20 protein-coding genes and 2 pseudogenes are annotated in these 22,321 nt (G+C 74.4%); 4 read left to right on the top strand and 18 right to left on the bottom strand.

Annotation, left to right across the window (positions count from 1 at the left end; genetic code table 11):
* Window positions 1-12: 12 nt before the first annotated feature.
* The 5 genes and pseudogenes from R4Z62_RS26580 to helR form a co-directional block, all read right to left on the bottom strand.
* Entirely contained in the window at window positions 13-936 is a 924-nt protein-coding gene (locus R4Z62_RS26580) for an LLM class F420-dependent oxidoreductase (RefSeq protein WP_355479684.1), read from the bottom strand.
* A gap of 123 nt (window positions 937-1,059) precedes the next feature.
* Window positions 1,060-1,533, bottom strand: coding sequence for a DUF6099 family protein (locus tag R4Z62_RS26575; RefSeq protein ID WP_018564475.1), 474 nt, complete (start codon window positions 1,531-1,533; stop codon window positions 1,060-1,062).
* Between the two features lie 169 nt (window positions 1,534-1,702).
* Complete coding sequence (locus R4Z62_RS26570; RefSeq protein WP_398337713.1) at window positions 1,703-2,050, bottom strand: nucleotide pyrophosphohydrolase; 348 nt, start codon at window positions 2,048-2,050, stop codon at window positions 1,703-1,705.
* Window positions 2,051-2,205: 155 nt separating this feature from the next.
* Window positions 2,206-2,595, bottom strand: a complete 390-nt coding sequence (locus R4Z62_RS26565; RefSeq protein ID WP_064535788.1) for a cell division protein SepF — start codon at window positions 2,593-2,595, stop codon at window positions 2,206-2,208.
* Window positions 2,596-2,736: 141 nt separating this feature from the next.
* Window positions 2,737-4,883: pseudogene (gene helR, locus R4Z62_RS26560) on the bottom strand (RNA polymerase recycling motor ATPase HelR).
* Between the two features lie 273 nt (window positions 4,884-5,156).
* On the opposite strand from helR, the pseudogene R4Z62_RS26555 reads away from it, so the two are divergent.
* Window positions 5,157-6,380 (top strand): annotated as a pseudogene (locus tag R4Z62_RS26555) (MFS transporter); the annotation flags it as partial.
* A 159-nt stretch (window positions 6,381-6,539) separates the two neighbouring features.
* Here R4Z62_RS26555 and R4Z62_RS26550 read toward each other — a convergent pair.
* Entirely contained in the window at window positions 6,540-7,460 is a 921-nt protein-coding gene (locus R4Z62_RS26550; RefSeq protein WP_491521094.1) for a DUF3152 domain-containing protein, read from the bottom strand.
* A gap of 173 nt (window positions 7,461-7,633) precedes the next feature.
* Here R4Z62_RS26550 and R4Z62_RS26545 point away from each other — a divergent pair, with 173 nt between their 5' ends.
* The 3 genes from R4Z62_RS26545 to R4Z62_RS26535 are packed head-to-tail and all read left to right on the top strand — an operon-like array spanning window position 7,634 to window position 10,502.
* Window positions 7,634-8,323, top strand: coding sequence for a response regulator transcription factor (locus R4Z62_RS26545; protein WP_064535784.1), 690 nt, complete (start codon window positions 7,634-7,636; stop codon window positions 8,321-8,323).
* Window positions 8,320-9,873 carry an ATP-binding protein gene (locus tag R4Z62_RS26540; protein WP_491521093.1) on the top strand — a complete coding sequence of 518 codons (1,554 nt, stop codon included), beginning with the start codon at window positions 8,320-8,322 and terminating at the stop codon, window positions 9,871-9,873. The genes R4Z62_RS26545 and R4Z62_RS26540 overlap by 4 nt, the downstream gene beginning before the upstream one ends.
* Window positions 9,870-10,502, top strand: a complete 633-nt coding sequence (locus R4Z62_RS26535) for a GerMN domain-containing protein (RefSeq protein ID WP_355479675.1) — start codon at window positions 9,870-9,872, stop codon at window positions 10,500-10,502. The genes R4Z62_RS26540 and R4Z62_RS26535 overlap by 4 nt, the downstream gene beginning before the upstream one ends.
* 45 nt (window positions 10,503-10,547) lie before the next feature.
* Here the strand turns inward: R4Z62_RS26535 and R4Z62_RS26530 are convergent, their stop codons facing one another.
* The 12 genes from R4Z62_RS26530 to R4Z62_RS26475 form a co-directional block, all read right to left on the bottom strand.
* Complete coding sequence (locus R4Z62_RS26530; protein WP_064535781.1) at window positions 10,548-11,204, bottom strand: TetR-like C-terminal domain-containing protein; 657 nt, start codon at window positions 11,202-11,204, stop codon at window positions 10,548-10,550.
* Between the two features lie 83 nt (window positions 11,205-11,287).
* On the bottom strand, window positions 11,288-12,589 hold the full coding sequence (locus R4Z62_RS26525; RefSeq protein WP_491521092.1) for a lytic transglycosylase domain-containing protein: 1,302 nt from the start codon (window positions 12,587-12,589) through the stop codon (window positions 11,288-11,290).
* Between the two features lie 49 nt (window positions 12,590-12,638).
* Window positions 12,639-13,472, bottom strand: a complete 834-nt coding sequence (locus R4Z62_RS26520; RefSeq protein ID WP_355479671.1) for a hypothetical protein — start codon at window positions 13,470-13,472, stop codon at window positions 12,639-12,641.
* A 49-nt stretch (window positions 13,473-13,521) separates the two neighbouring features.
* On the bottom strand, window positions 13,522-14,067 hold the full coding sequence (locus R4Z62_RS26515; RefSeq protein WP_064535778.1) for an Rv1363c family protein: 546 nt from the start codon (window positions 14,065-14,067) through the stop codon (window positions 13,522-13,524).
* Between the two features lie 32 nt (window positions 14,068-14,099).
* Entirely contained in the window at window positions 14,100-14,870 is a 771-nt protein-coding gene (locus R4Z62_RS26510) for a hypothetical protein (protein WP_064535777.1), read from the bottom strand.
* Window positions 14,867-15,385, bottom strand: coding sequence for a hypothetical protein (locus R4Z62_RS26505; RefSeq protein ID WP_355479667.1), 519 nt, complete (start codon window positions 15,383-15,385; stop codon window positions 14,867-14,869). The genes R4Z62_RS26510 and R4Z62_RS26505 overlap by 4 nt, the downstream gene beginning before the upstream one ends.
* Window positions 15,382-16,686 carry an MCE family protein gene (locus R4Z62_RS26500; RefSeq protein WP_064535775.1) on the bottom strand — a complete coding sequence of 435 codons (1,305 nt, stop codon included), beginning with the start codon at window positions 16,684-16,686 and terminating at the stop codon, window positions 15,382-15,384. Before R4Z62_RS26500 ends, R4Z62_RS26505 begins: the two co-directional genes overlap by 4 nt.
* Window positions 16,683-17,891, bottom strand: a complete 1,209-nt coding sequence (locus tag R4Z62_RS26495; RefSeq protein WP_491521091.1) for an MCE family protein — start codon at window positions 17,889-17,891, stop codon at window positions 16,683-16,685. The genes R4Z62_RS26500 and R4Z62_RS26495 overlap by 4 nt, the downstream gene beginning before the upstream one ends.
* Window positions 17,888-18,919 carry an MCE family protein gene (locus tag R4Z62_RS26490; protein WP_491521090.1) on the bottom strand — a complete coding sequence of 344 codons (1,032 nt, stop codon included), beginning with the start codon at window positions 18,917-18,919 and terminating at the stop codon, window positions 17,888-17,890. Before R4Z62_RS26490 ends, R4Z62_RS26495 begins: the two co-directional genes overlap by 4 nt.
* A complete protein-coding gene (locus R4Z62_RS26485) occupies window positions 18,919-20,016 on the bottom strand; it encodes an MCE family protein (RefSeq protein ID WP_491521089.1) in 1,098 nt (365 codons plus the stop codon). The genes R4Z62_RS26490 and R4Z62_RS26485 overlap by 1 nt, the downstream gene beginning before the upstream one ends.
* Window positions 20,013-21,071: an MCE family protein gene (locus R4Z62_RS26480; protein WP_491521088.1), complete on the bottom strand. Its 1,059-nt coding sequence runs from the start codon at window positions 21,069-21,071 to the stop codon at window positions 20,013-20,015. The genes R4Z62_RS26485 and R4Z62_RS26480 overlap by 4 nt, the downstream gene beginning before the upstream one ends.
* The gene (locus R4Z62_RS26475) at window positions 21,068-22,321 is read right to left on the bottom strand and encodes an MCE family protein (RefSeq protein ID WP_491521087.1); all 1,254 of its coding nucleotides are present in this window, start codon (window positions 22,319-22,321) and stop codon (window positions 21,068-21,070) included. Before R4Z62_RS26475 ends, R4Z62_RS26480 begins: the two co-directional genes overlap by 4 nt.

Below are 22,321 nucleotides of genomic sequence, written 5' to 3'. Positions count from 1 at the left end.
CCCGCCTTTAATTCACGCCAACTGCGCCTGGACCTGGGAGGAGATCAGCTCCAGGTGGTCCAGATCGGAGAGGTCGAGCAGCTGGAGGTAGAGGCGGCTCGCGCCGATCTCGGCGTAGCGGCCGATCTTGTCGACCACCTCGGCCGGGGAGCCGGCCAGGCCGTTGGCCTTCAGCTCGTCCACCTCGCGGCCGATCGCGGCGGCGCGGCGGGCGACCTCCTGGTCGTCGCGGCCGACGCAGACGACGAGGGCGCTGGAGTACGTGATGGCGTCGGCGTCGCGGCCGGCCGCCCGCGCGGCGGTGCGCACCCGGCCGAACTGCCGCTCGCTGTCCTCGACGGAGGCGAAGGGGATGTTGAACTCGTCGGCGTACCGGGCGGCCAGCCGCGGGGTGCGGACCGCGCCGTGCCCGCCGATGAGGACGGGGATCTTCGCCTGCGCGGGCTTGGGCAGCGCGGGCGACCCGGTCAGCTGGTAGTGCTCGCCCTGGAAGTCGAAGGTCTTGCCGGTCTCGGTGGCCCACAGGCCGGTGACGACGGCGAGCTGCTCCTCCAGGCGGGCGAACTTGTCCTTCGGGAAGGGGATGCCGTACGCCTTGTGCTCCTCCTCGAACCAGCCCGCGCCCAGGCCCAGCTCGACCCGGCCGCCGGACATCTGGTCGACCTGGGCGACCTGGATGGCGAGGACGCCGGGGAGGCGGAAGGTGGCGGCGGTCATCAGCGTGCCCAGGCGGATGCGGCTGGTCTCGCGGGCGATCCCGGCGAGGGTGATCCAGGCGTCGGTGGGTCCGGGCAGGCCGTCGCCGCCGCCCATGCGGAGGTAGTGGTCGGAGCGGAAGAAGGCGTCGAACCCGAGGTCCTCGGTGGCCTTGGCGACGGTGAGCAGGGTGTCGTAGGAAGCCCCCTGCTGGGGCTCGGTGAAGATGCGCAGATCCATGGTCCCATCCTGCACGTCCGGCACCCCGGCGGGCCCGCCGACCCCGCCGCCCGCCCCGGACGCGCCGTCCGTCCGGCTCCGGACGGGTGAAGGACCACGGGTGAGGGACCGGCGCTCGGGCGCTCAGCCCGCCTCGCGCTCCGGCAGGACCGCCTCCTCGCGGGCGGCCAGCTTGCGCAGCATCTCGCGGACCCGGTCCCGGGACTCGTCGGCCGCGTCGATGGCCTCCATGCACTGCCAGTACGTCCGCTCGTCGGCGGCCGAGCTGGCTATGCCGACGAGGGCTATCCCGACCTCGCCGAGCAGTCCGCCCAGGCACAGCAGCACCCGGCGCTCGTCGGCCAGTTCGGTGAGCTGGGCGGCGCGCGAGGCGCCGGGGTCCAGGTCCGGGGCGTCCAGCACCCCGCAGCCCCGGCCCGCCAGCTCGGTCAGTCCCAGGGCCTCGCCCCGCAGCTCGGGCGGACCGGTGACCGCGATGCGGCTGCCGACCGCCTGGGCCAGGGCCTGCGCCTGCCACACCTCCGCCAGGATGGCGGGGGCCTCGCCGCTGCCCGCCAGCGCACGCCTGCTCGCCAGGATGAGCCGCATCGCGTCCATGCGCTGCCCCCGCTTCCTCCGACGTACTCACCGCACGTCTGCCCGAACTCCCTTGTTCACTACCCAGAGTGAAGGCGCCTGGCACAAAAAGCCAGAGGAAGACGGAAATCTCTGGACAACAAATCGATTTCGACCGGGTGAACGACTCCGGAGAGTAATACCGGAATGCTCAACTCCGGCTGTTTTCCCCCGTGCTCCCGGTGTCCGTGCGCCGCGCCGGGAACCGGTGTTCGTTGCGATCGATCTTCGCGGCGAGCGCCGTCAGCGGATCGACACCGAGCACCTCGCAGAACTGGAGCAGATACGCGAGGACGTCCGCGACCTCGTCCCGCACGCGGTGCGCGGTGTCCGGGTCGTCCATGACACGCGCGGACTCCTCCGGAGTCAGCCACTGGAAGATCTCGACCAGTTCGGACGCCTCGACGCTGAGCGCGGCGGCCAGGTTCTTCGGGGTGTGGTACGGCTGCCAGTCCCGCGCGGCGGCGAACTCGGCGAGCCGCCGTTGGAGTCCGGCCAGCTCGGGGCCGGACCCGGTGGCCGGGGCGGCACCGGCGGGGGCGGGGGCGGGGTTCGGCTGTGCGGAGGGGTCGGGGTGCTCGGTCACCTCACCAGGTCTATCACCCGTGTCACCGGGTCCGTCACCCGTGCCGTCCCGGCGGGCCCCGGCCCCGTTCACACGCCCGGGACGGCCGCCCCCTGCATGAGTCCGCTCACCTCGGTGCCCGGCGGGGTGAGGAGGAACACATTGCGGTCGACCCGGTGCATCCCGCTGCCCAGGCCGAAGACGACGCCGGTGCTGAAGTCCAGGACCCGCTTGGCCACCTCGCCCTCGGCGCCGGTGAGGTCCAGCAGGACCGGCACCCCCGCCATCAGCGTCTCGGCCACGTCACGGGCGTCCGCGAACACATTGACCCTGAGGACGACGAACCGGCGGCGCATCTCGGTGTCCGCCTCCGGGAGGGAGCGGTGGTCCACCGCGGACGGCCAGGAGTCCCGTCCGCGCAACGGAACGACCTGGGCGAGCCCCTCCCACTGTTCATCGGTGACGTCGTGGCTGTTCACCGGCTCCCCCCGACCTGACTCGCACTCATCGCCTGCACTGGCCAATTCTTACGCCATGTCACCTGTTCGGCCCAACTGCGACACGGCCGGTGCCGGAGCCGGTGGCGGACCCGGGGCGCGGCGGCGGGTTCTCCGGGGGCCTCAGCCGCCGGTGAGGACGACGAGCTGCCGGGTCGCCCGGGTCATGGCGACATAGCGGTCGACGGCGCCCGCGACGCCGGTGCCGAAGCCCTCCGGGCCGACGAGGACGACCAGGTCGAACTCCAGTCCCTTGGCCAGCCGCGGGGACAGCGACCGCACCCGGGGGCGCGGCCGGAAGGACGGGTCGCCGATGACGCACGCGGTCCCCTCGGCGTGCTCGGCGAGCCAGGCGTCGAGGACCGGGCCGAGGTCCGCGCGGGAGCGTGGCCGACCGGGACGCCGGCGTCCCGCACGGAGACCGGCACTCCGGCGTCCGGCAGGACGGCCCGGATGACCGGCTCGGCCTCCTCCATGATCTCCCGCGGGGTGCGGTAGTTGACGCTCAGGGAGGCCAGGTCGATCCGGTCGAACCCGACCCGCCGGAGCCGTTCGTGCCAGGACTCGGGGAAGCCCTGCGGGGCCTGGGCGCGGTCCCCGACGACGGTGAAGCTCCGCGACGGGCACCGCACCAGCAGCATCTGCCACTCGGCGTCGGTCAGCTCCTGGGCCTCGTCCACGACGATGTGCGCGAACGGCCCGGCGAGCCGGTCGGGTTCGGCGCCGGGCAGCGCGTCCTCGTCGGCGAGCGCGTCCCGCAGGTCCTGGCCGCGCAGCATCGCCACCGCGCCCTCGCCGTCGTCATCGGCCGCCAGGACGTGTTCGATGACACCGGCCATCCGCTCGCGCTCGGCCGCGGCGGCGGCCCGCTGCCGCCGCCCGCGCCGGGACGCCTCCGGGTCGCCGAGCCGCTGCCGGGCCGCGTCGAGCAGCGGCAGGTCGGACACGGTCCACGCCCGGGGATCGGCGCGCTGCAGCCGCCGTACGTCCCGCGGTTCGAGCCAGGGCGCGCACAGCCGCAGATAGGCGGGCACCGACCACAGGTCCTCCACCAGGTCGGCCGCCTCGATCAGCGGCCAGGCGCGGTCGAAGGCCGTGCGCAGGTCCCGGTCGCGCCCCAGGGCGGCGCGCAGCGTCTCGGGGGCGGTGGCGCCGTCGTGCTTGTCGGCCAGGACGGTGAGCAGTTCCTCCCAGACCTGGTCGCGGGCCTCGTTGTGCGGGGCGCCGGGTCCGGCCGACTCGAAGGCGACGGCCCAGTCGTCCGGGCCGAGCGGGATGTCGGACCAGGGGGTGGAGACCGTCATCGCCTCGGTGGGCGGCTCCTCGTAGAACCGTACGGCCGTCTCGATCGCGCGCACCAGGCCGGCCGAGGACTCCAGCCGGGCCGCCTCCGGGTCGGTCTCGGTGCCCGCGCCGGCGCCCTCGGGGACGAGGTCGCGCAGGGTGCAGGTCCGCACGCCCTCCTCGCCGAGGCCGGGCAGGACGTCGGCGACATGGCCCAGGTAGGGCTGGTGCGGTCCGACGAACAGCACGCCGCCCCTGCGGTGCCCGAGGCGCGGGTCGGAGTACAGCAGGTAGGCGGAGCGGTGCAGCGCGACGACGGTCTTGCCGGTCCCGGGGCCGCCGTCGACGACGAGGGCGCCGCGGGAGCCCGCGCGGATGACGGCGTCCTGGTCGGCCTGGATGGTGGCGAGCACGTCCCGCATGCGCGGGGAGCGGGTGGCGCCGAGACCGGCGATGAAGGCGGACCGGTCGTCGAGCGCGGCGTGTCCGGCGAGGGCGTCCTCGGCGAACACCTCGTCCCAGTAATCGCTGATCCGGCCGCCGGTCCAGCGGTACCTGCGGCGGCCGGCCAGCCCCATCGGGTCGGCGTGGGTGGCGCCGAAGAACGGCTCGGCGGCCGGTGAGCGCCAGTCGACCAGCAGCCGGGCGCCCGAGCCGTCGGTGAGGCCGAGCCGTCCGACGTAGACCGGTCCGGTGCCGTCGGCGCCGACCATGCGGCCCAGGCACAGGTCGAGTCCGAAGCGGCGCAGGGTGCGCAGCCGGGCGGTCAGCCGGTGGACCTCCGCGTCCCGGTCCATCGCCTGCCGGCCGAGGCCGCCGGGGGCGCGGCGTTCGGCGTCGAGGCGGTCGGTGAGTTCGGCGACGGACCGCTCCAGGCACCGGGCGACGGCCGCGAAGTGCCGCTCGTCGGCGGCGATCAGCGCGGGGTCGGCCTTGGCGGCCAGCCGCTCGGGGAGGTCGAAGGCGTGCGTGGTGAGAGGGTTCACGGCCTGGGGGCTCCCGTTCCTCGGGTGTGCGGGGGTGCGGGGGTGCGGTGCCATGCGTCCCACGGGCGGCCAGCGCGCCGAGGCAGTCCGGCGTTTTCGCAGGTCATGAGCTTCGGCCGGACATTCTGCGGGGCAAGGGGGGCCTTGCCGCAAGCCCCCCGGTGCGCTATACGTTGAGAGTGGCGAGGAGTGGGTCGGTCCTCCCGCCGTCTCCCCCGCGCCGCGGGCTTCCCGGACGCACCGGGGACACGACGCACCAGGGATACTCCGTGGGTGATCCCCCGTCGAAACCCTGTTCGTCGTCCCTCCTGGGCCGGGCGCAACTACACGCTGCTCACCGCCGCCGCCGTCGTCTCGGGTCTCGGCAGTTCCGGGGCGCTGGTCGCGGGGGCCTTCGCGGTGCTGGCGGCCGGCGGCTCGGCGACCTACGTGGGGCTGGTCGCGGCGGCGCGGACCGTGCCGCTGGTGCTGTTCGTGCTGATCGGCGGGGCGCTGGCGGACCGGCTGCCCCGGCACCGTGTGATGGTCGCGGCGAACGCGCTCAACTGCGCCTCGCAGGGCCTGTTCGCCGTCCTGGTGCTGACCGGCACCGCGCAGGTGTGGCAGATGGCGCTGCTGGCCGCGCTGGGCGGCACCGGCCAGGCGTTCTTCTCCCCGGCCGCCGAGGGGATGGTGCTGGCCACCGTCTCCGGCAGCGAGTCCGGGCGCGCCTTCGCGGCCTTCCGGATGGGGGTGAACGGCGCGGGCATCCTCGGCACCGCGCTGGGCGGGGCGCTGGCCGCCGCGACCGGGCCGGGCTGGGTGCTGGCGGCCGACGCGGGGGCCTTCGCCGTCGCGGCGGCGCTGCGGGCCTTCCTGGACGTGCGGGACGTGCCGGGGCGGCGGGGCGGCGCCGGTCTCCTGACGGATCTGCGCGAGGGGTGGCGCGAGGTGGCCGGGCGGCCCTGGCTGTGGTCGATCGTGACGCAGTTCGCCGTGGTGAACGCGGTGGTCGCGGCGGTCGAGTCGGTGTACGGGCCGCTGGTCGCGCGGGAGCGGCTGGGCGGCGCGGGACCGTGGGGTCTCGCGCTGGCCGCCTTCGGGGTGGGCACGCTGCTGGGCGGGCTGCTGATGACGCGCTGGGCGCCGCGCAGGCTGCTGCTGGTGGGTGTGCTGGGCGTGCTGCCGCTGGCGCTGCCGTCCGCCGCGCTGGCCGTGCCGGTGGCGACGCCCGTGCTGGTGGCGGTGCTGTGCGTGACGGGGGTGAGCGTCGAGGTGTTCGCGGTGGCGTGGATGTCCGCGCTGCACCAGGAGATACCGGAGGAGAAGTTCTCGCGGGTGTCGTCCTACGACTGGCTCGGATCGCTGGCGCTGGTGCCGGTGGCGACGGCGGCGGCCGGTCCGGTGCAGGACGCGGTGGGCCGGCCGGCCGCGCTGTGGGGGTGCTCGGCGCTGGTGCTGGTGCTGACCCTGGCCGTGCTGTGCGTGCCGGACGTACGGCGGCTGGCCCGCCGTACCGGCGACGGTGACGGGGCTGGCCGTGGTGATCGCGATGACGACGGCACCGCGACGCTGGGTCCTGCCGCTCCTGGGCAGGTCGCCCTGGGTACGGCCGTGCCCGGTCCGGCCGTGCCCGGTCCGCCGCCGGGGCCGGCGGCGCGGCCGGGAGGGCGGCGCTCAGGGCACGGCCGGGCCGCTGAGGTAGCGGCCCTTGGCGTCGTAGGGCCAGGCGTTGGCGACGCACCCGTGCAGCCCGTCGATCTGCTGCATCATGGCGGGCGCGGGCCGCCCGGGTCCCGGGCACGCCTCGTGGCCGTGGCCGATGCGGTGGCCCACCTCGTGGTTGACGATCAGGGCGCGGTACTCGTGGAGGGGGCCCGGGAACTCGGGCGAGCCCTGGTTCCAGCGCTTGAGGTTGACGATCACCTGGCTGCCCACGTCGCAGTTGACCTCCCCGTGGGTGTGCAGTCCGGCCGCGCCGCAGAGGCGGTCCACGGTGTCGGGCGTGGCGATCCGCACGACGAAGTCGAGGGGGCCCTGGGAGACGAGCTGGAAGGCGTCGTGCCCGTCGGCGGTCCAGCCCCGCCGGTCGGCGAGGATGCCCTCGATCTCGCGGGCCGCCTCGTCGGGCGCGATGTCCGTGCCCTCCTCGACCTGGACCTCGTACCGCCGGAGCGTGCCCGTGCCGGCCTGCTTTCCGGTGGCGTGCGCGGTGTGGAAGACGCCGTTGCCGGTCTTGTGCGGGTCGGAGCCCTTGCCGCTCGCGCCCGGTGTCGCGCCCGCGCCGCCGGTCGCCTTCCCGGACGGGGCGGGCCGGTCGTCCGCGTGCCGTCCGGTGTCCGCCGCCTGCGTACGCCCCTTCCCGGCGGACGCGGACGAGGTCGCGCCGTTCCCGGCCGCCGACGCGCGGTCGGCGCCGTCCGAGCCGCCGGCGAGCAGGGCCGCGGCGCCGAGCGAACCGGCCGCGGCCAGCGCGCAGAGCAGGTACACCCGGCGGCGGTGGCGGGTGCGTCGGCGGGAGGCGCGACGGGCGGTGCGGCGGCTGCGGATGCCGTCAGCGCCGGGGCCGGCGTCCGGGCTGGGCGTGGTTCTGGGCATGGCGCACAGGCTGATGACCTCATGTGATGCCCTCGGGACCGAAAGGTCACGGAAACGTAACGGCGGCTCTCCGGAGCGCCGTCGGGGTCTTCATATGATCCTTCGGTAACAGATTCCGGCCGCGGACGGCCCCGGCGGCCGGCACCGCCCGCGGCCCGCACATACTGGGCGTCATGCCCCGGATCCTGCTCATCGAAGACGACGCCGCCGTGCGCCAGGGCGTCCGGCTCGCCCTGCGCCACCAGGGGCACGACGTCTGCGCCGCCGCCACCGGCGAAGAGGGCCTGGAGCAGCTCGGCGCCTTCCGCCCGGACGTGGTCGTCCTCGACCTCATGCTGCCCGGACTGCCCGGCCTCGACGTGTGCCGGCGGATCAGGGACCGCGAGCAGGTCGGGATCATCATGATGACCGCCAAGGGCGACAGCGTCGACATGATCGTCGGCCTGGAGGCGGGCGCCGACGACTACGTGGTCAAGCCCGTGCAGGCGCGCGTCCTGGACGCCCGCATCCGCGCCCTGCTGCGCCGTCTGGACGCCCCGCACACCGGCGCCGCCAGGCCCCGCGCCGAGACCCACGGCGAGCTGGGCATCGACCGGACCGGACTGCGCGTCACCCACCGGGGCCACCCGGTCGACCTCGCCCCGTCCGAACTGCGGCTGCTGCTCGCGCTGTCCGCCTCCCCCGGCCAGGTCCTCAGCCGCCAGCAACTGCTGGAGGCGGTCTGGGAGCACAGCTACCACGGGGACATACGCCTGGTGGACGCCTGTGTGAAGCGCCTGCGCGGCAAGCTCGGCGAGCCCGGCGGCACCCCGCGCTACGTCCACACCGTGCGCGGCTTCGGCTACTGCTTCCGGTCGCCGTGAGACTCCGCCGCCCCTCGCTCCGCGGCGGTCTGCGGCTCCGGCTCGTCGCGGGCTTCACCGTCGTCGCCGTCGCCAGCTGTCTGAGCACCGGTGTGCTGACCTTCCGCGAGGCCCGCACCGGAGTGCTCCAGCAGAGCCAGGACGCGGTGGTCCGGCAGTTCCGCGACAGCGTCGACGCGCGGGCGCCCGGCTTCCCCGACGCGCCCGGCAAGGCCGACCTGGACAGCATCGTCGCCGACCTCGCCTACACACACCGCTCGCAGCAGTGGCGCTTCCTGGCCACCTACGGCGGCCTGCGCGCCGTCTACGGACCGCAGGACAGCTTCGACGTCCTCACCCCCGAACTGCGGCGCTCCGTCAGCACCCGGGCCGCCGCCGTCTTCCAGCGGGTGCGCCACGACGGCCGGGCGTACCTCGTCGTGGGACTGCCCGTCACCTACGCCTCCTCGGGCGGCGTCTCCGCCACCCCGACCGGCCTCGTGCTCTACCTGGTCGTCCCGCAGGAGACCGAACAGCTCTACGTGCAGGCCCTGATCACCGCCATCGAACGGGCCACCCTGCCCGCGCTGGGCCTCGCCGTGCTGATCGCGCTGCTGGTCGCGCGCGGGGTGCTGCGCCCCGTACGGGCCCTGGGCCGGGCCACCCGGCGGATGGCCGCCGGGCACCTGGACACCCGGCTGGCCGTGAGCGGTTCCGACGAACTGGCCGAGCTGTCGCGGACGTTCAACGACACCGCCGCCGCGCTGGAGCAGTCCGTGGCCGAGCTGCGCCGCATGGAGGAGCGGGCCCGCCGCTTCGCCGCCGACGTCTCGCACGAACTGCGCACCCCGCTCGCCGCGATGACGGCGGTCACCGACGTGCTCGACGAGGAGTCGTCCCGGCTGGACCGGGTCACCGGCGAGGCGGTGCGCCTGGTCAGCGAGGAGACCGCGCGGCTGGCCCGGCTGGTCGACGACCTGATGGAGATCTCCCGCTTCGACGCGGGCGCCGCCGAACTCGGCGCCGACGACATCGATCTGGCCGAGTCGGTGCGGCACACGCTCGCCGCCCGCGGCTGGCTGGACCGGGTGGCGGCGGACCTGCCGGAGCCGGACGGCCTGCGGGCCCGGGTCGACCCGCGCCGGGTCGACGTGGTGGTCGCCAACCTGGTCGGCAACGCGCTGCGGCACGGCGCGCCGCCGGTGGCCCTGCGGCTGACCGCCGAGGGCGGCTGGGCCGTCCTCACCGTGGCCGACCGGGGGCCCGGCATCCCCGAGGCGGACCTGCCGCACATCTTCGAGCGCTTCTACAAGGCGAGCCGGGCCCGTACCCGCAGTGAGAGCAGCGGACTCGGGCTCGCCATCACCGCCGAGAACGTACGCCTGCACGGCGGACGCGTCCGGGCGGCCAACGCCCCCGGCGGCGGCGCGGTGTTCACGGTCGAACTGCCGCTGCGGCACGGCCGGCCGGCCGGAACGGCGACGGCCGGGGCAGAGCACGACGGCACGGCCGCCGAAAGGGCTGAAAAGGCCGAAAGGGCTGAAAGGGCTGAAAGGAAGGACGGCGTATGAGACGCGCCCCGCGCACGGCCGCCGCCGCGGCCCTCACCGGCGCTCTGCTGGCCCTCGCGGGCTGCGGGGTGCCCACCTCGGGGGTGATCGACGTCGGGGCGCCCGCGGTCGGCGTCTCCGCCCGGACCATGCTCTACTTCGTCGCCGGCGGGACCCTGCGGCCCGTGCCCCGGCGGCTCCCCGAGGGCGCCGGCGACCCGGTGGAGGGGGCGGTACGGCTGCTGCTGGCCGGGCCCGTCGGCGACGAGGCCCTGAAGCTGACCACCGCTCTGCCCGCCGTGCCGGGCCGGGCCGCCGTCACGGTGGCCGGGGACGCCGTCACCGTCCGCTTCCCCGCCGGGGTGGAACGGCTGGACACCACGGCGATGGAACAGCTGACCTGCACCGCCGTGCGCGCCCTGCGCTGGAGCGGGCAGGGCGCGAGTCCGTCGCCGACCGGTGCCGACACCGTCTCGCCGGGCTCCGCCGGACCGGGCTCCGCGCTGCCGGAGTGGGTGGGGCCGGGCGCCGTGGGCGGCATGCCCACGGAACCGCCGTGGCAGCCGGGGCCGCAGCCGCACGTCAGCGTGCGCGCGGTGGGCGAGGGCTGGGCCACGGCCCGGCCGGACACCGTCTGCCCGCCCGGATGACCTGTCCGTCCGGACGGCGCGGGGGCCCGGCACTCCCCCGTGCGGTCACCCGTCCTGCCGTGCGTCCCGCTGCCCGTCCCGTCCGGCGATGCCGTCGAAGAGGTTGGCGATCAGCCGGTCGGCGAACGCGGTGTCCAGCGGCTGGGCCGGCATCAGCAGCCGGTGGTAGCAGGCGCCCCAGAGCTGGTCGACGACGGACTCCAGGTCGGCGTCCGCGCGCAGTTGCCCCGCGCGCCGGGCCAGCTCAAGCCGTTCCACGGCGAGTTCGCGGCGCTTGCGGACGTACTGCTCCGACAGCGCCTCGGCCAGCGAGGCGTCGCTCTGCGCGGCGCCGATGATCCCGGCGAAGGCGGTGCCGTTGCGGCGCAGCAGGTCGACGAAGGCGTGGAGCTGGTCGGTCAGGTCGCGCCGGACGTCCCCGGTGTCGGGGAAGGCGAGCGTGGACTCGGAGGCGCTGAAGTAGGCGTCGAAGGCGAGACTGCCCGGTGAGGACCACCACTTGTAGACGGTCATCTTGCTGACCCCGGCGCGGGCCGCGACCTTCGCGAAGGTCACCCCCGGCATGCCCTCCGCGAGCAGCAGTTCGGCCGCCGCCGCCAGCGTGGCCCGCCGCACGTCCTCGGCCCGGCGGCGGCCCCGGCCCGGTGTGAGGGCGGGGGGCGCGGCGCGTCCGCCCGCTTCGGCCCGCTCGGCTCTGTCCATCCGCGTACTCCCGGTCCACTGGGCGCCCTAGTGTACAAGAAGTCCACATGATCGGCCGGGCGGGCGCCGCTCCGTACCGCCCCCTACTCCTGTCCGGTCTCCGGTGCGGCCGGTGTGGCCGCCGGGCAGGAGGGGCCGGTGGTGGGGTCGGCCGTGGGATCGCCGGTGGCCGGCTGTCCGGTGCCGTCCTGGGACGGGCTCGCCGAGGGCGACGGGCAGTTTGTGGGGGACGCCGAGCCGCTGGGCTCCGGCGAGGAGGTGGGCTCGCCGGTGCCGGAGTCCGAGGGGTCCGGCGTGGGCGATCCCGGAGCCGACGGGGACGGGCCGCCGCTGGAGGTGGGCGCCGGGGAGGACGGTCCGGACGAGGCGGAGCGCGACGGCCTCGGCGTGCCGGGGCCGGAGGCTCCGGGGTCGGGGCCGATGATGATCCCGCCGCCGCCCTTGCCGCTCCCGCCGTGCCCCGCGTCCCCTCCGCCGTGGTCCACGGGCCTGGTCGCCGGGGTGTCGCCGCCCGCGCCCGGGGACTTGGGGATGACGCCCTTCCCGTCCGGCACGCTGTGCACGCCATGGCGGTAGAAGTCCAGCCAGTAGCGGACCAGGTCCAGGTACTCCCGGGAGTTGTTGTAGCTGAGCACCGCCCGGTCCAGGTCGGCGGCCCGGCCCAGGTCCCGGCCGCCCGCGCACAGGTAGTGCCCGGCGGCCAGGGCCGCGTCGAAGACGTTGTCCGGGTCGGCGCGGCCGTCGCCGTTGCCGTCGGCGCCCCAGCCGTTCCAGGTGGAGGGCAGGAACTGCATCGGACCCACCGCGCGGTCGTACACCGGGTCGCCGTCGAGGACCCCGCCGTCGGTGTCCCTCACCAGCGCGAAGCCCCGGCCGTCGAGCGCCGGGCCGGTGATCCGCCCCAGCGTCGTGCCCTGCCGGTCCACCGCGCCGCCGCGCGCCTGCCCGGACTCCACCTTGCCGATCGCGGCGAGCAGTTGCCAGGGCAGCCGGCAGCCCGGGTCGGTGCGGGCGACGGACCGCTCGGCCGCGCGGTAGGCGGCCAGCACGGTACCGGGGATGCCCGACTCGGCGCGTACGTCCGCTGTCTGACGTGCCGTCAGCGGCCTGCCGCCGGACTGCGTGACCAGGGGCGGTAGCTCGGTGTGGTACGAGCCGTCACCGGGTGCGGCGCCGGGGGCGGGGGCGGCGGACGCCGGGGCGCCCGGCGCCGCCGTCGCCCGCTCGTCGTCGGCCGCCGGGCGGCCGGTTTCCCGGCCGTCCGGCCCCAGCGCGCCGGGGGCCTGCGAGGCGGTGAGCGCCGCGACCGCGGCCACGGCGACGGCGGTGGCGCGCAGGCCGTGCCGGGTGCGGGCGCTCAGACATCGTACGCGGCGTACGGGCATGGCTCTCACTCCGTGTCGATGAGGCGGGCGGGACCGGACGGATGTGTGCTCAGCGGCCGAAGGTGTCGATGCCGGAGACGAGCCAGCGGCCGTCGCGCAGGACGACGTCGACGGCGAACATGGCACCGGCGTACGTCCCCTGGTCCTGCGCCTGCTGCCCGCCCTTCGCTCCCCCGGCGCCCTTGGACTCCTTGGTGCCCTTGGTCCCGGCGGTGCTGACGCTGCTCTGGTCGGCGTAGACGAGGACCCGTGCCCGGTCGCCGTCGATGCGCTCGACCGCGCTGTCGGTCACGGTGGTGGTGATGACCGCCTTCTGCTGGTCGGCGCGGGTCCGTACGGCGTCCAGCAGGGCCCGGTGCTGGGCCACCGCCTTCCCCGTGAGCAGCGTCTTGACGGCCTTGTCGTACGCGGCGGGCGCGGCGTGGTCGTAGGAGAAGAGCGCGGTGACCGCCTTCTCCGTCTGGGTCTTGATCTCGCTGGTCCGGGCGGGGTCGGTCAGGGCGGTGTTGCGTACGGCCGGATCGTCCCGCAGGCTCTGGGCGTGCCCGTGCGCCCAGCCGGCGAAGCCGCCGAGGACGAGCGTCAGCAGGCACAGCAGGGCCAGGACCAGGTTGCGGGACGGACGGCGCTTCCCGGGGCGGCGGCTCGGGGCGGCCGTGTCCGTGCCGGAGTCGGCGGCCTTGTCCGCGGTGGCCCGGGTGGTGTTCTCGGTGGCCGCGTCGGGCGCGGTGTCCGGGCCGGGCGAGGAGGTGCGCGCGGGCAGCACGGCCACGGCGGCGGAATGCCGGGCGGGCTCCTGCCCGGCCGCGCCGGCGGTCTCCGGCGGGAGGCCGCGGGCCTGGCGGCGGCGCTGGCGGTTGATGTGGTGACGGGTCGTCGACATCGGTGTCGTCCTCTCGTGCGGCGGCCGGCCGCCGCGGGGCGGGCAGGGGTCAGCCGGCCGAGGTGCCGCCCACGGGTGCCTGGCCCAGGGCGCTCAGCTTCCAGCCGCCGCCGGTGCGGGTGAGTTCACCGAGCATGCGGCTGTCCTTGTCGGTGCTCTGGCCGCCGGGCGCCTTCACCGTCACCCGCAGGGCCACGAGCACCCGGGCGCGTCCGGCCCGGTCGTCGAGTTCGGTGACGGCACCCGAGAGCACCCGGGCGGTGGTGACCGTCTTCGCCGACTTCACCTGTGTGGTGAACTCCTTGCGTCCGGAGACGAGTTGGTCGTGGAGGTCGCCGGTCGTCGAGGACTCCCACAGGTCGAGTCCCCGGTCGACGCTGCTGTGGTCCAGGGTGTTCAGGTTCTGCACGGCCTGCTCACCGGCGGCCAGTGCCTTGTCGCGCTGGACGGCGTACGCCGCCGAGTCGTCGTGCGCCGCGCCGTACCAGTCCCAGCCCGCCCACGCCGCGAAGCCGCCCGCGAGGAGCGTGAGGGCGAGGGCCGCGGCCGGCAGGGCGCGGGGACCGGCCGCCCATGTGCGGACCGTGCGTTTCATCGGGTGCTCCCGTCTGCCGTTCCCGTCCGCCGTCAGCGGGTCTGCATGTCGACGATCCGCCACTGGTCCCCCTCCTTCTGGGCACTCACCACGAGCTGGGCCGCCGCGGCGGTCGCCTTGCCCTTGTCCCGGCGGGACACCTGGTCGAGGAAGACCAGCAACGTGGCTCTGCCGCCGTGGAGTTCGACCACCCCGACGCGTACGGCCTGGGTGCTGAGTGTGACCCGCTGCTTGGCGACGTCCGCGCGGATCCGGCCGACCAGCTCGGTGTACTGCCGTGCCGCCTTCCCGGTCAGGACGGACCTGGCCGAGCGCTCGGTGGCGTCGAGGCCGTCCGGTGAGTACGAGAAGACGCGGGCGAGGTCGTTGCCGATGTCCCCGGCGACCCGGGTGGTGGCCTCGTTGTCGGTCAGCGCGGTGTTCCGGGCGGAGGGTGCCGAGCGCAGGTGGTGGGCGCCGTAGAAGAAGGCGCCGCCGGCCAGAACGAGCACGACCGCGAGCGCGGCGAGCGCGGACCGCCGCAGCAGCGTGCGGCGGGAGGGGCGGGAGGGTGCGGCAGGCGCCTCGGCCGCGTCGTCGGCGTCGGCCGTGTCTTCCGTGTCGGCCGCGTTCTCGGCGCCCTCCGCCTCGTCGGCCGTCCCCGGTGCGGCGGGCGCCTCGTTCTCGTCCCGTGGCTCGGGCGCCGCCGCTTCGTCCGCCGGGTCCGCCTTGTCCGCCGGGGCCGTGGTGTCCGTCGTGTCCCCCAGGTCCCCCGGGTCCCCCGTGGCGGACCCCCTACGCGTCGTGCGCAGCAGCCGGGTCATCGGGCGTCACCGTCCTCCGCCGTCCGGGCGAGCGGTACCGCGTCCAGTGCCTTGACCTTCCACTCGTCCTCGCCGGTGCGGGCCAGCACCGCTTCCAGCCGTTTGCGGTCCGTGGTCGGGGTCTTCGAACCGGCGGGGGTGACGTCCACGCGGACGGTCGCGATGAGCTTCGCGGTACCGGCCCGGGTGTCGAGCGCGGTGACGGCGGCCTCGGTGACCGTGCCGCGCGCCGAGGCACCCGTCTTCGCCTCGGTGCGGCCCAGTTCCTCCTGGAGCGGCCCGGTCGAGGCGGCCCGCCAGGCGCTGACGCCCGCCTGCGCCGTCTGCCGCGTGGACGCGTCGAAGGTGGTGAGGACGGCGATGTTGCGGCGTCCGTCGGCGAGCACCGCGTCGCGGGCCCGGCCGTAGGCGAGCGAGTCGTCGCCACGGGCCTGGGCGTACGTCCACGCGCCCGCGCCGCAGAACGCCAGCGCCAGGGCGAGGGCGGCGCCCGCCAGGACGCGCGCCCGCCTCACCGGTCCCCCTCGCCGGCCGGGGCGAGCAGGTCCGCGAGGCCGGCCGGGGCGCCGCCGCCGACGCCCGGCAGGGCGAGCGCGCCCGGCAGCGGTGCGGCGGATCCCGTACCCGCCGTGCCCGCTCCTGTGCCCGTGGCGGCCGTGCCGCTGCCCGAGGGCAGGGAGGCGGGCCTGGCCGGGTCGGGCACCGCGCCGCTCCCGGGGGCGTGGGCCGACCCGCGTACGCCGATGCCGCTGGAGGCGGGCGCGGTGCAGGAGGCTCCGGTGTTGAGCGGGGGCGCGGTGCCGAGGTCGAGGCCGTTGCGGTAGCGGGTGGCGCCGTAACCGGCGGTGCAGGGCAGGGGTTTGAAGAAGGTGACGGCCATGCCGAGGTTGACCTTTCCGCCGTCGACCGCGGTGGCGCCCGCGGCGACGGCCGCCGGGTACTTCACGAGCAGCTCCTCGATGCCGTGCTGCCGGGTGACGGCGACCTCGGAGGTGGTGAGCAGGTTGGCGAGGACCACGCCCAGGCTGGGGTCGAGGTCGCGCAGGACGCCGCTGATCTGGGTGGCGGCGTCGGGCGCGACGGTCAGCAGCCGGCGCAGGTCGGCGTCGGAGCCCTTGAGCGTGGCGGCCAGTTGGGTGGCGCCGGTGGCGAAGTCGCGTACGGCGCGGCCTTCTTCGGCCTGGGTACGCAGCACGGTCTCGCCGTCGTTGATCAGCCGGGTGGTGGAGGGCAGCGCCCGGTCGGCCGCCTGGACGAACTCGCTGCCGTTGTCCAGGAGCACCTGGAGGTCGTCGCCGTGGCCCTCGAATGCCTTGCCGAACTCGTCGACGACGGTGCGCAGATCGTCCAGCGGCACCGACTTGGTGAGATCGTCGACGCTGGTGAGGACGTCGGTGACGGGCGCGGGCACCTCGGTGTCGGACTGCTCGATCCGGGCGCCGTCGCTGAGGTAGGGGCCGTCGTCGCCGCGCGGGCGCAGGTCGATGTACTGCTCGCCGACGGCGGAGAGCCCGGCGACGACGGCCCGGGTGTCGGCGGGGATGCGCGGTGCCGACTTCTTCAGGCGGAGTTCCGCCGTGACGCCGTCCGCGGTGAGGTCGATGGGCCCGACCCGGCCGACGGACACGCCGCGGTAGGTGACGTCGGAGTGGGTGAAGAGGCCCCCGGTGCGCGGGAGTTGCACATCGACGGTGTAGTAGTCGGCGACGCCGACGTAGCGGCCGAGGTCGGCGTAGCGGATGCCGACGAAGCCGAGGACGAGGACGGCGATGACCAGGAAGGCGAGGTTCTTCAGCCGTACGGCGAGGGTGATCACCGGTGGGTGCCTCCGTCCTTCGCGGGGGTGGGGACGGAGGGCAGGGGCAGCGGTGCGGACGGGACGGACTTCGGCGCCGGGTCGCGGCCGAGGCCGCGGCGGGCCGCCTCGGGCGCGGAGGCCGTGCCGGTGGGTGCGGGCGAGGCGGTGGATCCCGGTACCAGCGGCGGGATGATCTGGGTGCCCGGTACGGCGGCCATGTTCAGGTACACGTTGAGGTAGTCGCCCTTGATGCCGGTCATCACCTCGTCGGTGAACGGGTAGGTCAGCAGCACCTGGAGCGAGTCGGGCAGATCGGCGCCCGCGTCGGCGAGGGCCTTCAGGGTGGGCGCGAGGGCCTTCAGGTCGGCGACCATGTCGTCCTTGCTGGCGTTGACGGTGGAGACGGCGACGCCGGACAGCGTGTCGAGGGAGCGGAGCATCGTCAGCAGGGCGCCGCGCTGCTCGTCCAGGGTCTTCAGGCCCGGTGAGAGGCCGGTGAGGACGGTCTGTACGTCGGTCTTGCGGTGGGCGAGGGTGGCGGCGAGCCGGTTGACGCTGTCGAGGGCGTCGGTGATGTCGTCGCGGTGCTGGTCGAGGTCCGTGACGAGGGTGTTGACGCGCTGGAGCATGGAGCGGACCTGGGGTTCGCGGCCGCCCAGGGCGGTGTTCAGTTCCCGGGTGATGGTCTTGAGCTGGTTGACGCCGCCGCCGTTGAGCAGCAGGGACAGCGCGCCGAAGACCTCCTCGACCTCGGTGTTGCGGCCGGTGCGCGAGACGGGGATGACGCTGCCGTCGGTGAGGTGCGTGGTGCTGGTGTCCTTGGCGGGGGCGACGAGCTGGACGTACTTCTCGCCGAGCAGGCTGGACTGCTCCAGGCGGGCGCCGGCGTCGGAGGGCAGCCGCACATCGCCGTTGATCTTCATGGTGACGCGGGCCTTCCAGCCGTCGAGGCTGATGGCGGTGACCCGGCCGACGGCGACGTCGTCGACCTTGACGGCGGCCTGCGGGACGAGGCTGAGGACGTCGTCGAGTTCGGCGGTGACGATGTAGGGGTGGGACCCGAGGTCGGCGCCGCCGGGCAGCGGCAGGTCCTCGATGCCGTCGAAGCGGGGCGCGTCGACGGAGAACGCGCCGAAGGCCAGGGCGAAGCCGAGGGCCAGGGCGACGAGTCCGCCCACGGAGACGCCCAGGGCCGCGCCGCCCCTGCGGATGGAGCGCATCATCGCTCCCCCTTCCCCGCGGCGCCGTCCGTGGCCGCGGCGCCGCCGGTGGCGGGCAGCGGCAGCAGCGGGCCGCCCATGCTGATCTCGTTGAGGTTGGCCCGGCCGTCGAGGCTGCGGTGGTCGGGGTCGTAGGCGCCCACGACGTTGCTCGCGGCCAGCGGCGCGACGTCCAGGGCCTCGGCGAGCGAGGCCCGCTGCCGTACCAGGGTCTGGGTGAGGGGCACCAGCTTGTCGACGTTCTTCTTCAGTTCGCCCCGGTTGTCCTGGATGAACTGCTTGACCTGTCCGAGGGCCTTGCCGAGTTCGGCGAGCGCTCCGGCGAGGTCGTTCTTGTTGTCGGCGAAGAAGCTGACGACGGTGTCCAGGCGCTCCTGGGCGGTGCGGACGTCGGCGTCCTTGTCCTTGAGCATGGTGGTGAAGGTCTGGAGCCTGCCGAGGCTGGCGAACAGGTCGTCGCTGGAGCCGTTGAGCGTCTTGGCGGCCTTGCCGAACTGCTCGATGCTGTCGCCGATGGCCTTGCCGTTGCCGTTCAGGTTGGCCGCGCCGGTCTTCAGCAGGTCGGACAGGGCGCCGGTGGAGTTGGCGCCGTCGGGGCCGAGCGCCTTGCTGAGGTCGGTGAGGGAGGCGTAGAGCTGGTCGATCTCGATGGGGGTGCGGTTGCCGGAGGCGGGCAGCACGGCCCCGTCGGAGAGGGCCGCCCCGGACCGGTAGGCGGGGGTGAGCTGCACGAACCGGTCGGCGACGACGCTGGGCGCCACGATCACGGCGTGCGCGCCCTTGGGGACCTGGATGCCGTCGTCGAGTTCGAGTTCGACCCGCACCTGGGTGCCCTGCGGCCGCACGGACGTCACCTCGCCCGCCCGCACGCCGAGGATGCGCAGGTCGGAGCCTGCGTAGATGCCGACCGCGCGGTCGAAGTAGGCGGTGACGCGGGTGCCGCCGGAGTCCAGGACGCGGGCGACGGCGAGGCCGGCCGCGACGACCACCAGGGCGACGGCCGCGGCGAGGAGTCTGCTGCGCTTGCTCATCACTGACCGCTCCCCCGGTTCTGCGCGGACTGCTCGGGCGGCATGCATCCGGTGGCGGGCTGGGACCCGGCGGGCAGGTAGTCGCGCGGGACGACTCCGCACAGATAGCTGTCGAACCAGCGTCCGTTGCCGAGGGTGTTGCCGACGAGCCGGTAGTACGGGCCGACCAGGGCGAGGGTCCGGTCGAGCTGGGTGTTGTTCGCGGCCAGTACGTCGGTGACGCGGCCGAGTGCCTTTAGGGTGGGCCCGAGCTGTTTGTCGTTGTCCTGGACGAGGCCGCTGAGCTGGGTGGCGAGTGCCCTGCTGCCGGTGAGCAGGGCGCGGATGGCGTCGCGGCGGTCCTGGAGCTCGCCGAGCAGGGAGCCGCCGTCCTCGATGAGTGTCTCGAAGCTGGACTTCTTGTCCTTCAGGGTCTGGGTGAAGCGGGCGCTGCCCTTCAGGAGCTGGGAGAGTTCGGCGTCGCGCTTGGAGACCGACCTGGACAGGGCGGACAGGCCGGTGGCGGCGTTGCGCACGGCGGGCGGCGAGTCCTTGAAGGTCTGCGAGATGGTCTCGAAGCTCTTGGCGAGCTGCTGGGTGTCGATCTCGTCCACGGTGGAGCTGAGGTCCTGGAACGCCTGGGTGACGTCGTAGGGCGAGGTGGTGCGGGAGAGCGGGATGCGGTCGCCGGGGTCCTGGCGGTCGGTGCCCAGCGGGTCGAGCGCCAGGTACTTGTCGCCGAGCAGGGTCTTGATGGCGATGGCGGCGGTGGTGCGGTCGCCGATCCAGGCGTTCTTGGTCTCGAAGGTGACCTTCACCCTGCCGCGGTCCAGGGCGACCCCGGTGACCTTGCCGACCTTGACGCCGGCGATGCGCACCTCGTCGCCCTTGTCGAGTCCGGCGGCCTCGCTGAAGTCGGCGCTGTAGGTGGTGCCGCCGCCGATGAGGGGCAGCCGGTCGGCGTTGTAGGCGAAGACGGTGAGCAGGGCCAGCAGGAACAGTCCGACCAGGGCGACGGCGATCGGGTTGCGTTCCTTGACGGGCTTGAACAGGGGCCGGCGGGCGCGGCGCGGTGCGGCGTCCCGCTCGACGGGGCGGGGGCGGTTCAGGAGGGTCATGCGCCGCACCTCGGTTCCGTGACGGCGATGCCGGTGGGCGGCTTCGAGCCGTCGGAGGTGCTGACTCCGCTCACGCGCGCCTCGCAGAGGTAGAGGTTGAACCAGGATCCGTAGGAGGACAGCCGGGCCAGGGCGGTCATCTTGGCGGGGCTCTTGGCCAGGAAGTCCTGGATCTGCCCGGTGGCGTCGCCCAGGTTGCCGGAGAGCCGGCCCAGTTCGCGGATGTCCTGCTTGAGGGGGGCGCGTCCGTCCTGGAGGAGTCCTGCGGTGACGGTGGTCAGATCGCCCATGGCGGCGACGGCCCGGCCCAGCGGCTTGCGGTCGTCGTTGAAGCCGCTGACGAGCCGGCGGAGGGTGTCGACGAGGGTGTCGAAGCCGGCCTCGCGTTCGTTGAGGGTGGTCAGCACGGTGTTGAGGTTCTTCACCACGGCGCCGATGACCTGGTCCTTGGCGGCGACGGTGGTGCTGAGCGAGCCGATGTGCCGGATCAGGCTGTCGACGGTGCCGCCCTCGCCCTGGAGGACCTGCACGATCGAGCCCGCGAGTTCGTTGACGTCCTTCGGGGAGAGCCCTTCGAACAGCGGCTTGAAGCCGTTGAAGAGCAGCGTCAGGTCGAGGGCGGGCGCGGTGTGGTCCAGCGCGATGGTGTCGCCGGCCCCGAGGGTGCCGCCGATGTCGCCGCTGCCCTGGTCGAGGGCGATGTAGCGCTGGCCGACCATGTTGAGGTATTTCACGGCGGCCGTCGTGGAGCGGGGCAGGGTGCGGTCGTCGCGGACGCTGAAGGTGATCTGGGCGGTGCGCCGGTTCACCACGCGGATGTCGGTGACCTCGCCGACCTTCACCCCGGATACGCGCACGCTGTCGCCGTCGACGAGTCCGGTGACGTCGGTGAACAGCGCCTTGTAGGAGCGGGTGCCGTCGCCGACGCCCCGGTTGGCGACGCTCAGTCCGAGGACGGTGGTGGCCAGCGCGGTGACCAGGACGAAGACGAGGGACTTCAGCACGGGGCCGGTCAGCGGGCGGCGCCGGGTGTGCGCGCTGCGCGGGGACGTCATTTCAGGGTCACCTCCGCGCCGCGCAGGGCGGGACCGGCGAGCAGGCTGCTCCAGTCGGGCAGGTCGGCGGACGGCTTGCCGGTGGCCGGGGCGAGGAGCTCCTTGACGAGGTCGTTCTCCTGCGCAGAGTTGGCGGGTCCGAGGTCCTGCCGCGCGGTGGCCGCGACCTGTGCGGCGGGCCGCGCGGGTACGCCGAGGTAGGGCACCGGGTAGCAGTGCGGGCCGCCGGAGGCGTCGTAGGAGGGGGTGTCGCGGCCGGGGACGTAGGCGCCGCGCGAGGGGACGGTGGTGACGTCGACGTGCAGGCCGGGCCGGTCGGTGCCCTTGCCGAGGGCCTTGTCCATCCGGGGCACGAAGTCGGCGAGGGTGCGCAGGGTGCACGGGAAGGACGAGGAGTACTCGGAGAGCAGCCGCAGGGTGGGCTTGGAGGTCGCGCTGAGCCGGATGATGTTGTCCTTGTTCTGCCGCAGGAAGGAGGTCAGGTCCTCGGCGGTGCGGGTGGTGGCGCCGAGGGTGCCGGCCAGGTCGGCGTCCTTCTCGGCCAGGGTGCCGGTGGTGGTGGTGAAGTCGGTGAGCGCGGTGACGATGTCCGGGGCCGCGTCGGCGTAGACCTGGCTGACCTTGACGAGTTCCTTCAGATCGCGGTTGAGGGCGGGCAGGTCCGGGTTGAACTCCTTCAGGTGCGCGTCGAGTTGCGTGAGCGTGTCGCCGAGTTTCGCGCCCCGGCCCTGGAGCGCCTGGGAGACGGCGGACAGGGTGGCGGAGAGCTTCTGCGGCTGGACGGCGGTCAGCATGGGCAGCACGTTGTCCAGCACCTGCTGGAGTTCGACGGCGTTGGCCGAGCGGTCCTGCGGGATGGTCGCGCCGGCGGTCAGCGGGGTGGAGGAGGGGTGCGCGGGCGGGACCAGGGCGACGAACCGGGCGCCGAACAGGGTGGTGGGCAGCATCTGCGCGCTCACGTCGGAGGGGATGTCGCTCAGGACGCCGGGCCGCAGCGCGAGGGTGAGCCGGGCACCGTGGTCGGTGGGTTCGATGGAGCGGACCTCGCCGACGACGACGCCGCGCAGCTTCACCTCGGCGCCCAGGTGCATCTCGTTGCCGACGCTGCCGGTCTCCACGACGACCGGGTCGGAGTCGGTGAACTGCTTGTCGTAGACGGCGACGGCGAGCCAGATCAGCAGGGCGGGCACCACGAGGAACACCACCCCGGCCAGCCTCTGGCTCAGTGTGCCGGTGCTGGGTCTGCTCAT

It is taken from the genome of Streptomyces sp. PL-25, from assembly GCF_058344915.1.
This window is presented reverse-complemented; position numbering and strand designations above follow the sequence as displayed.

What these genes read in the sequence shown, in the direction of transcription:
- R4Z62_RS26530 (WP_064535781.1), bottom strand. Translation starts at nt 11,204, where the DNA reads ATGGACAGAGCCGAGCGGGCCGAAGCGGGCGGACGCGCCGCGCCCCCC.
- R4Z62_RS26525 (WP_491521092.1), bottom strand. Translation starts at nt 12,589, where the DNA reads ATGCCCGTACGCCGCGTACGATGTCTGAGCGCCCGCACCCGGCACGGC.
- R4Z62_RS26485 (WP_491521089.1), bottom strand. Translation starts at nt 20,016, where the DNA reads ATGACCCTCCTGAACCGCCCCCGCCCCGTCGAGCGGGACGCCGCACCG.
- R4Z62_RS26515 (WP_064535778.1), bottom strand. Translation starts at nt 14,067, where the DNA reads ATGAAACGCACGGTCCGCACATGGGCGGCCGGTCCCCGCGCCCTGCCG.
- R4Z62_RS26510 (WP_064535777.1), bottom strand. Translation starts at nt 14,870, where the DNA reads ATGACCCGGCTGCTGCGCACGACGCGTAGGGGGTCCGCCACGGGGGAC.
- R4Z62_RS26575 (WP_018564475.1), bottom strand. Translation starts at nt 1,533, where the DNA reads ATGGACGCGATGCGGCTCATCCTGGCGAGCAGGCGTGCGCTGGCGGGC.
- R4Z62_RS26580 (WP_355479684.1), bottom strand. Translation starts at nt 936, where the DNA reads ATGGATCTGCGCATCTTCACCGAGCCCCAGCAGGGGGCTTCCTACGAC.
- R4Z62_RS26475 (WP_491521087.1), bottom strand. Translation starts at nt 22,321, where the DNA reads ATGAGCAGACCCAGCACCGGCACACTGAGCCAGAGGCTGGCCGGGGTG.
- R4Z62_RS26520 (WP_355479671.1), bottom strand. Translation starts at nt 13,472, where the DNA reads ATGTCGACGACCCGTCACCACATCAACCGCCAGCGCCGCCGCCAGGCC.
- R4Z62_RS26550 (WP_491521094.1), bottom strand. Translation starts at nt 7,460, where the DNA reads ATGCCCAGAACCACGCCCAGCCCGGACGCCGGCCCCGGCGCTGACGGC.
- R4Z62_RS26545 (WP_064535784.1), top strand. Translation starts at nt 7,634, where the DNA reads ATGCCCCGGATCCTGCTCATCGAAGACGACGCCGCCGTGCGCCAGGGC.
- R4Z62_RS26535 (WP_355479675.1), top strand. Translation starts at nt 9,870, where the DNA reads ATGAGACGCGCCCCGCGCACGGCCGCCGCCGCGGCCCTCACCGGCGCT.
- R4Z62_RS26495 (WP_491521091.1), bottom strand. Translation starts at nt 17,891, where the DNA reads ATGATGCGCTCCATCCGCAGGGGCGGCGCGGCCCTGGGCGTCTCCGTG.
- R4Z62_RS26480 (WP_491521088.1), bottom strand. Translation starts at nt 21,071, where the DNA reads ATGACGTCCCCGCGCAGCGCGCACACCCGGCGCCGCCCGCTGACCGGC.
- R4Z62_RS26490 (WP_491521090.1), bottom strand. Translation starts at nt 18,919, where the DNA reads ATGAGCAAGCGCAGCAGACTCCTCGCCGCGGCCGTCGCCCTGGTGGTC.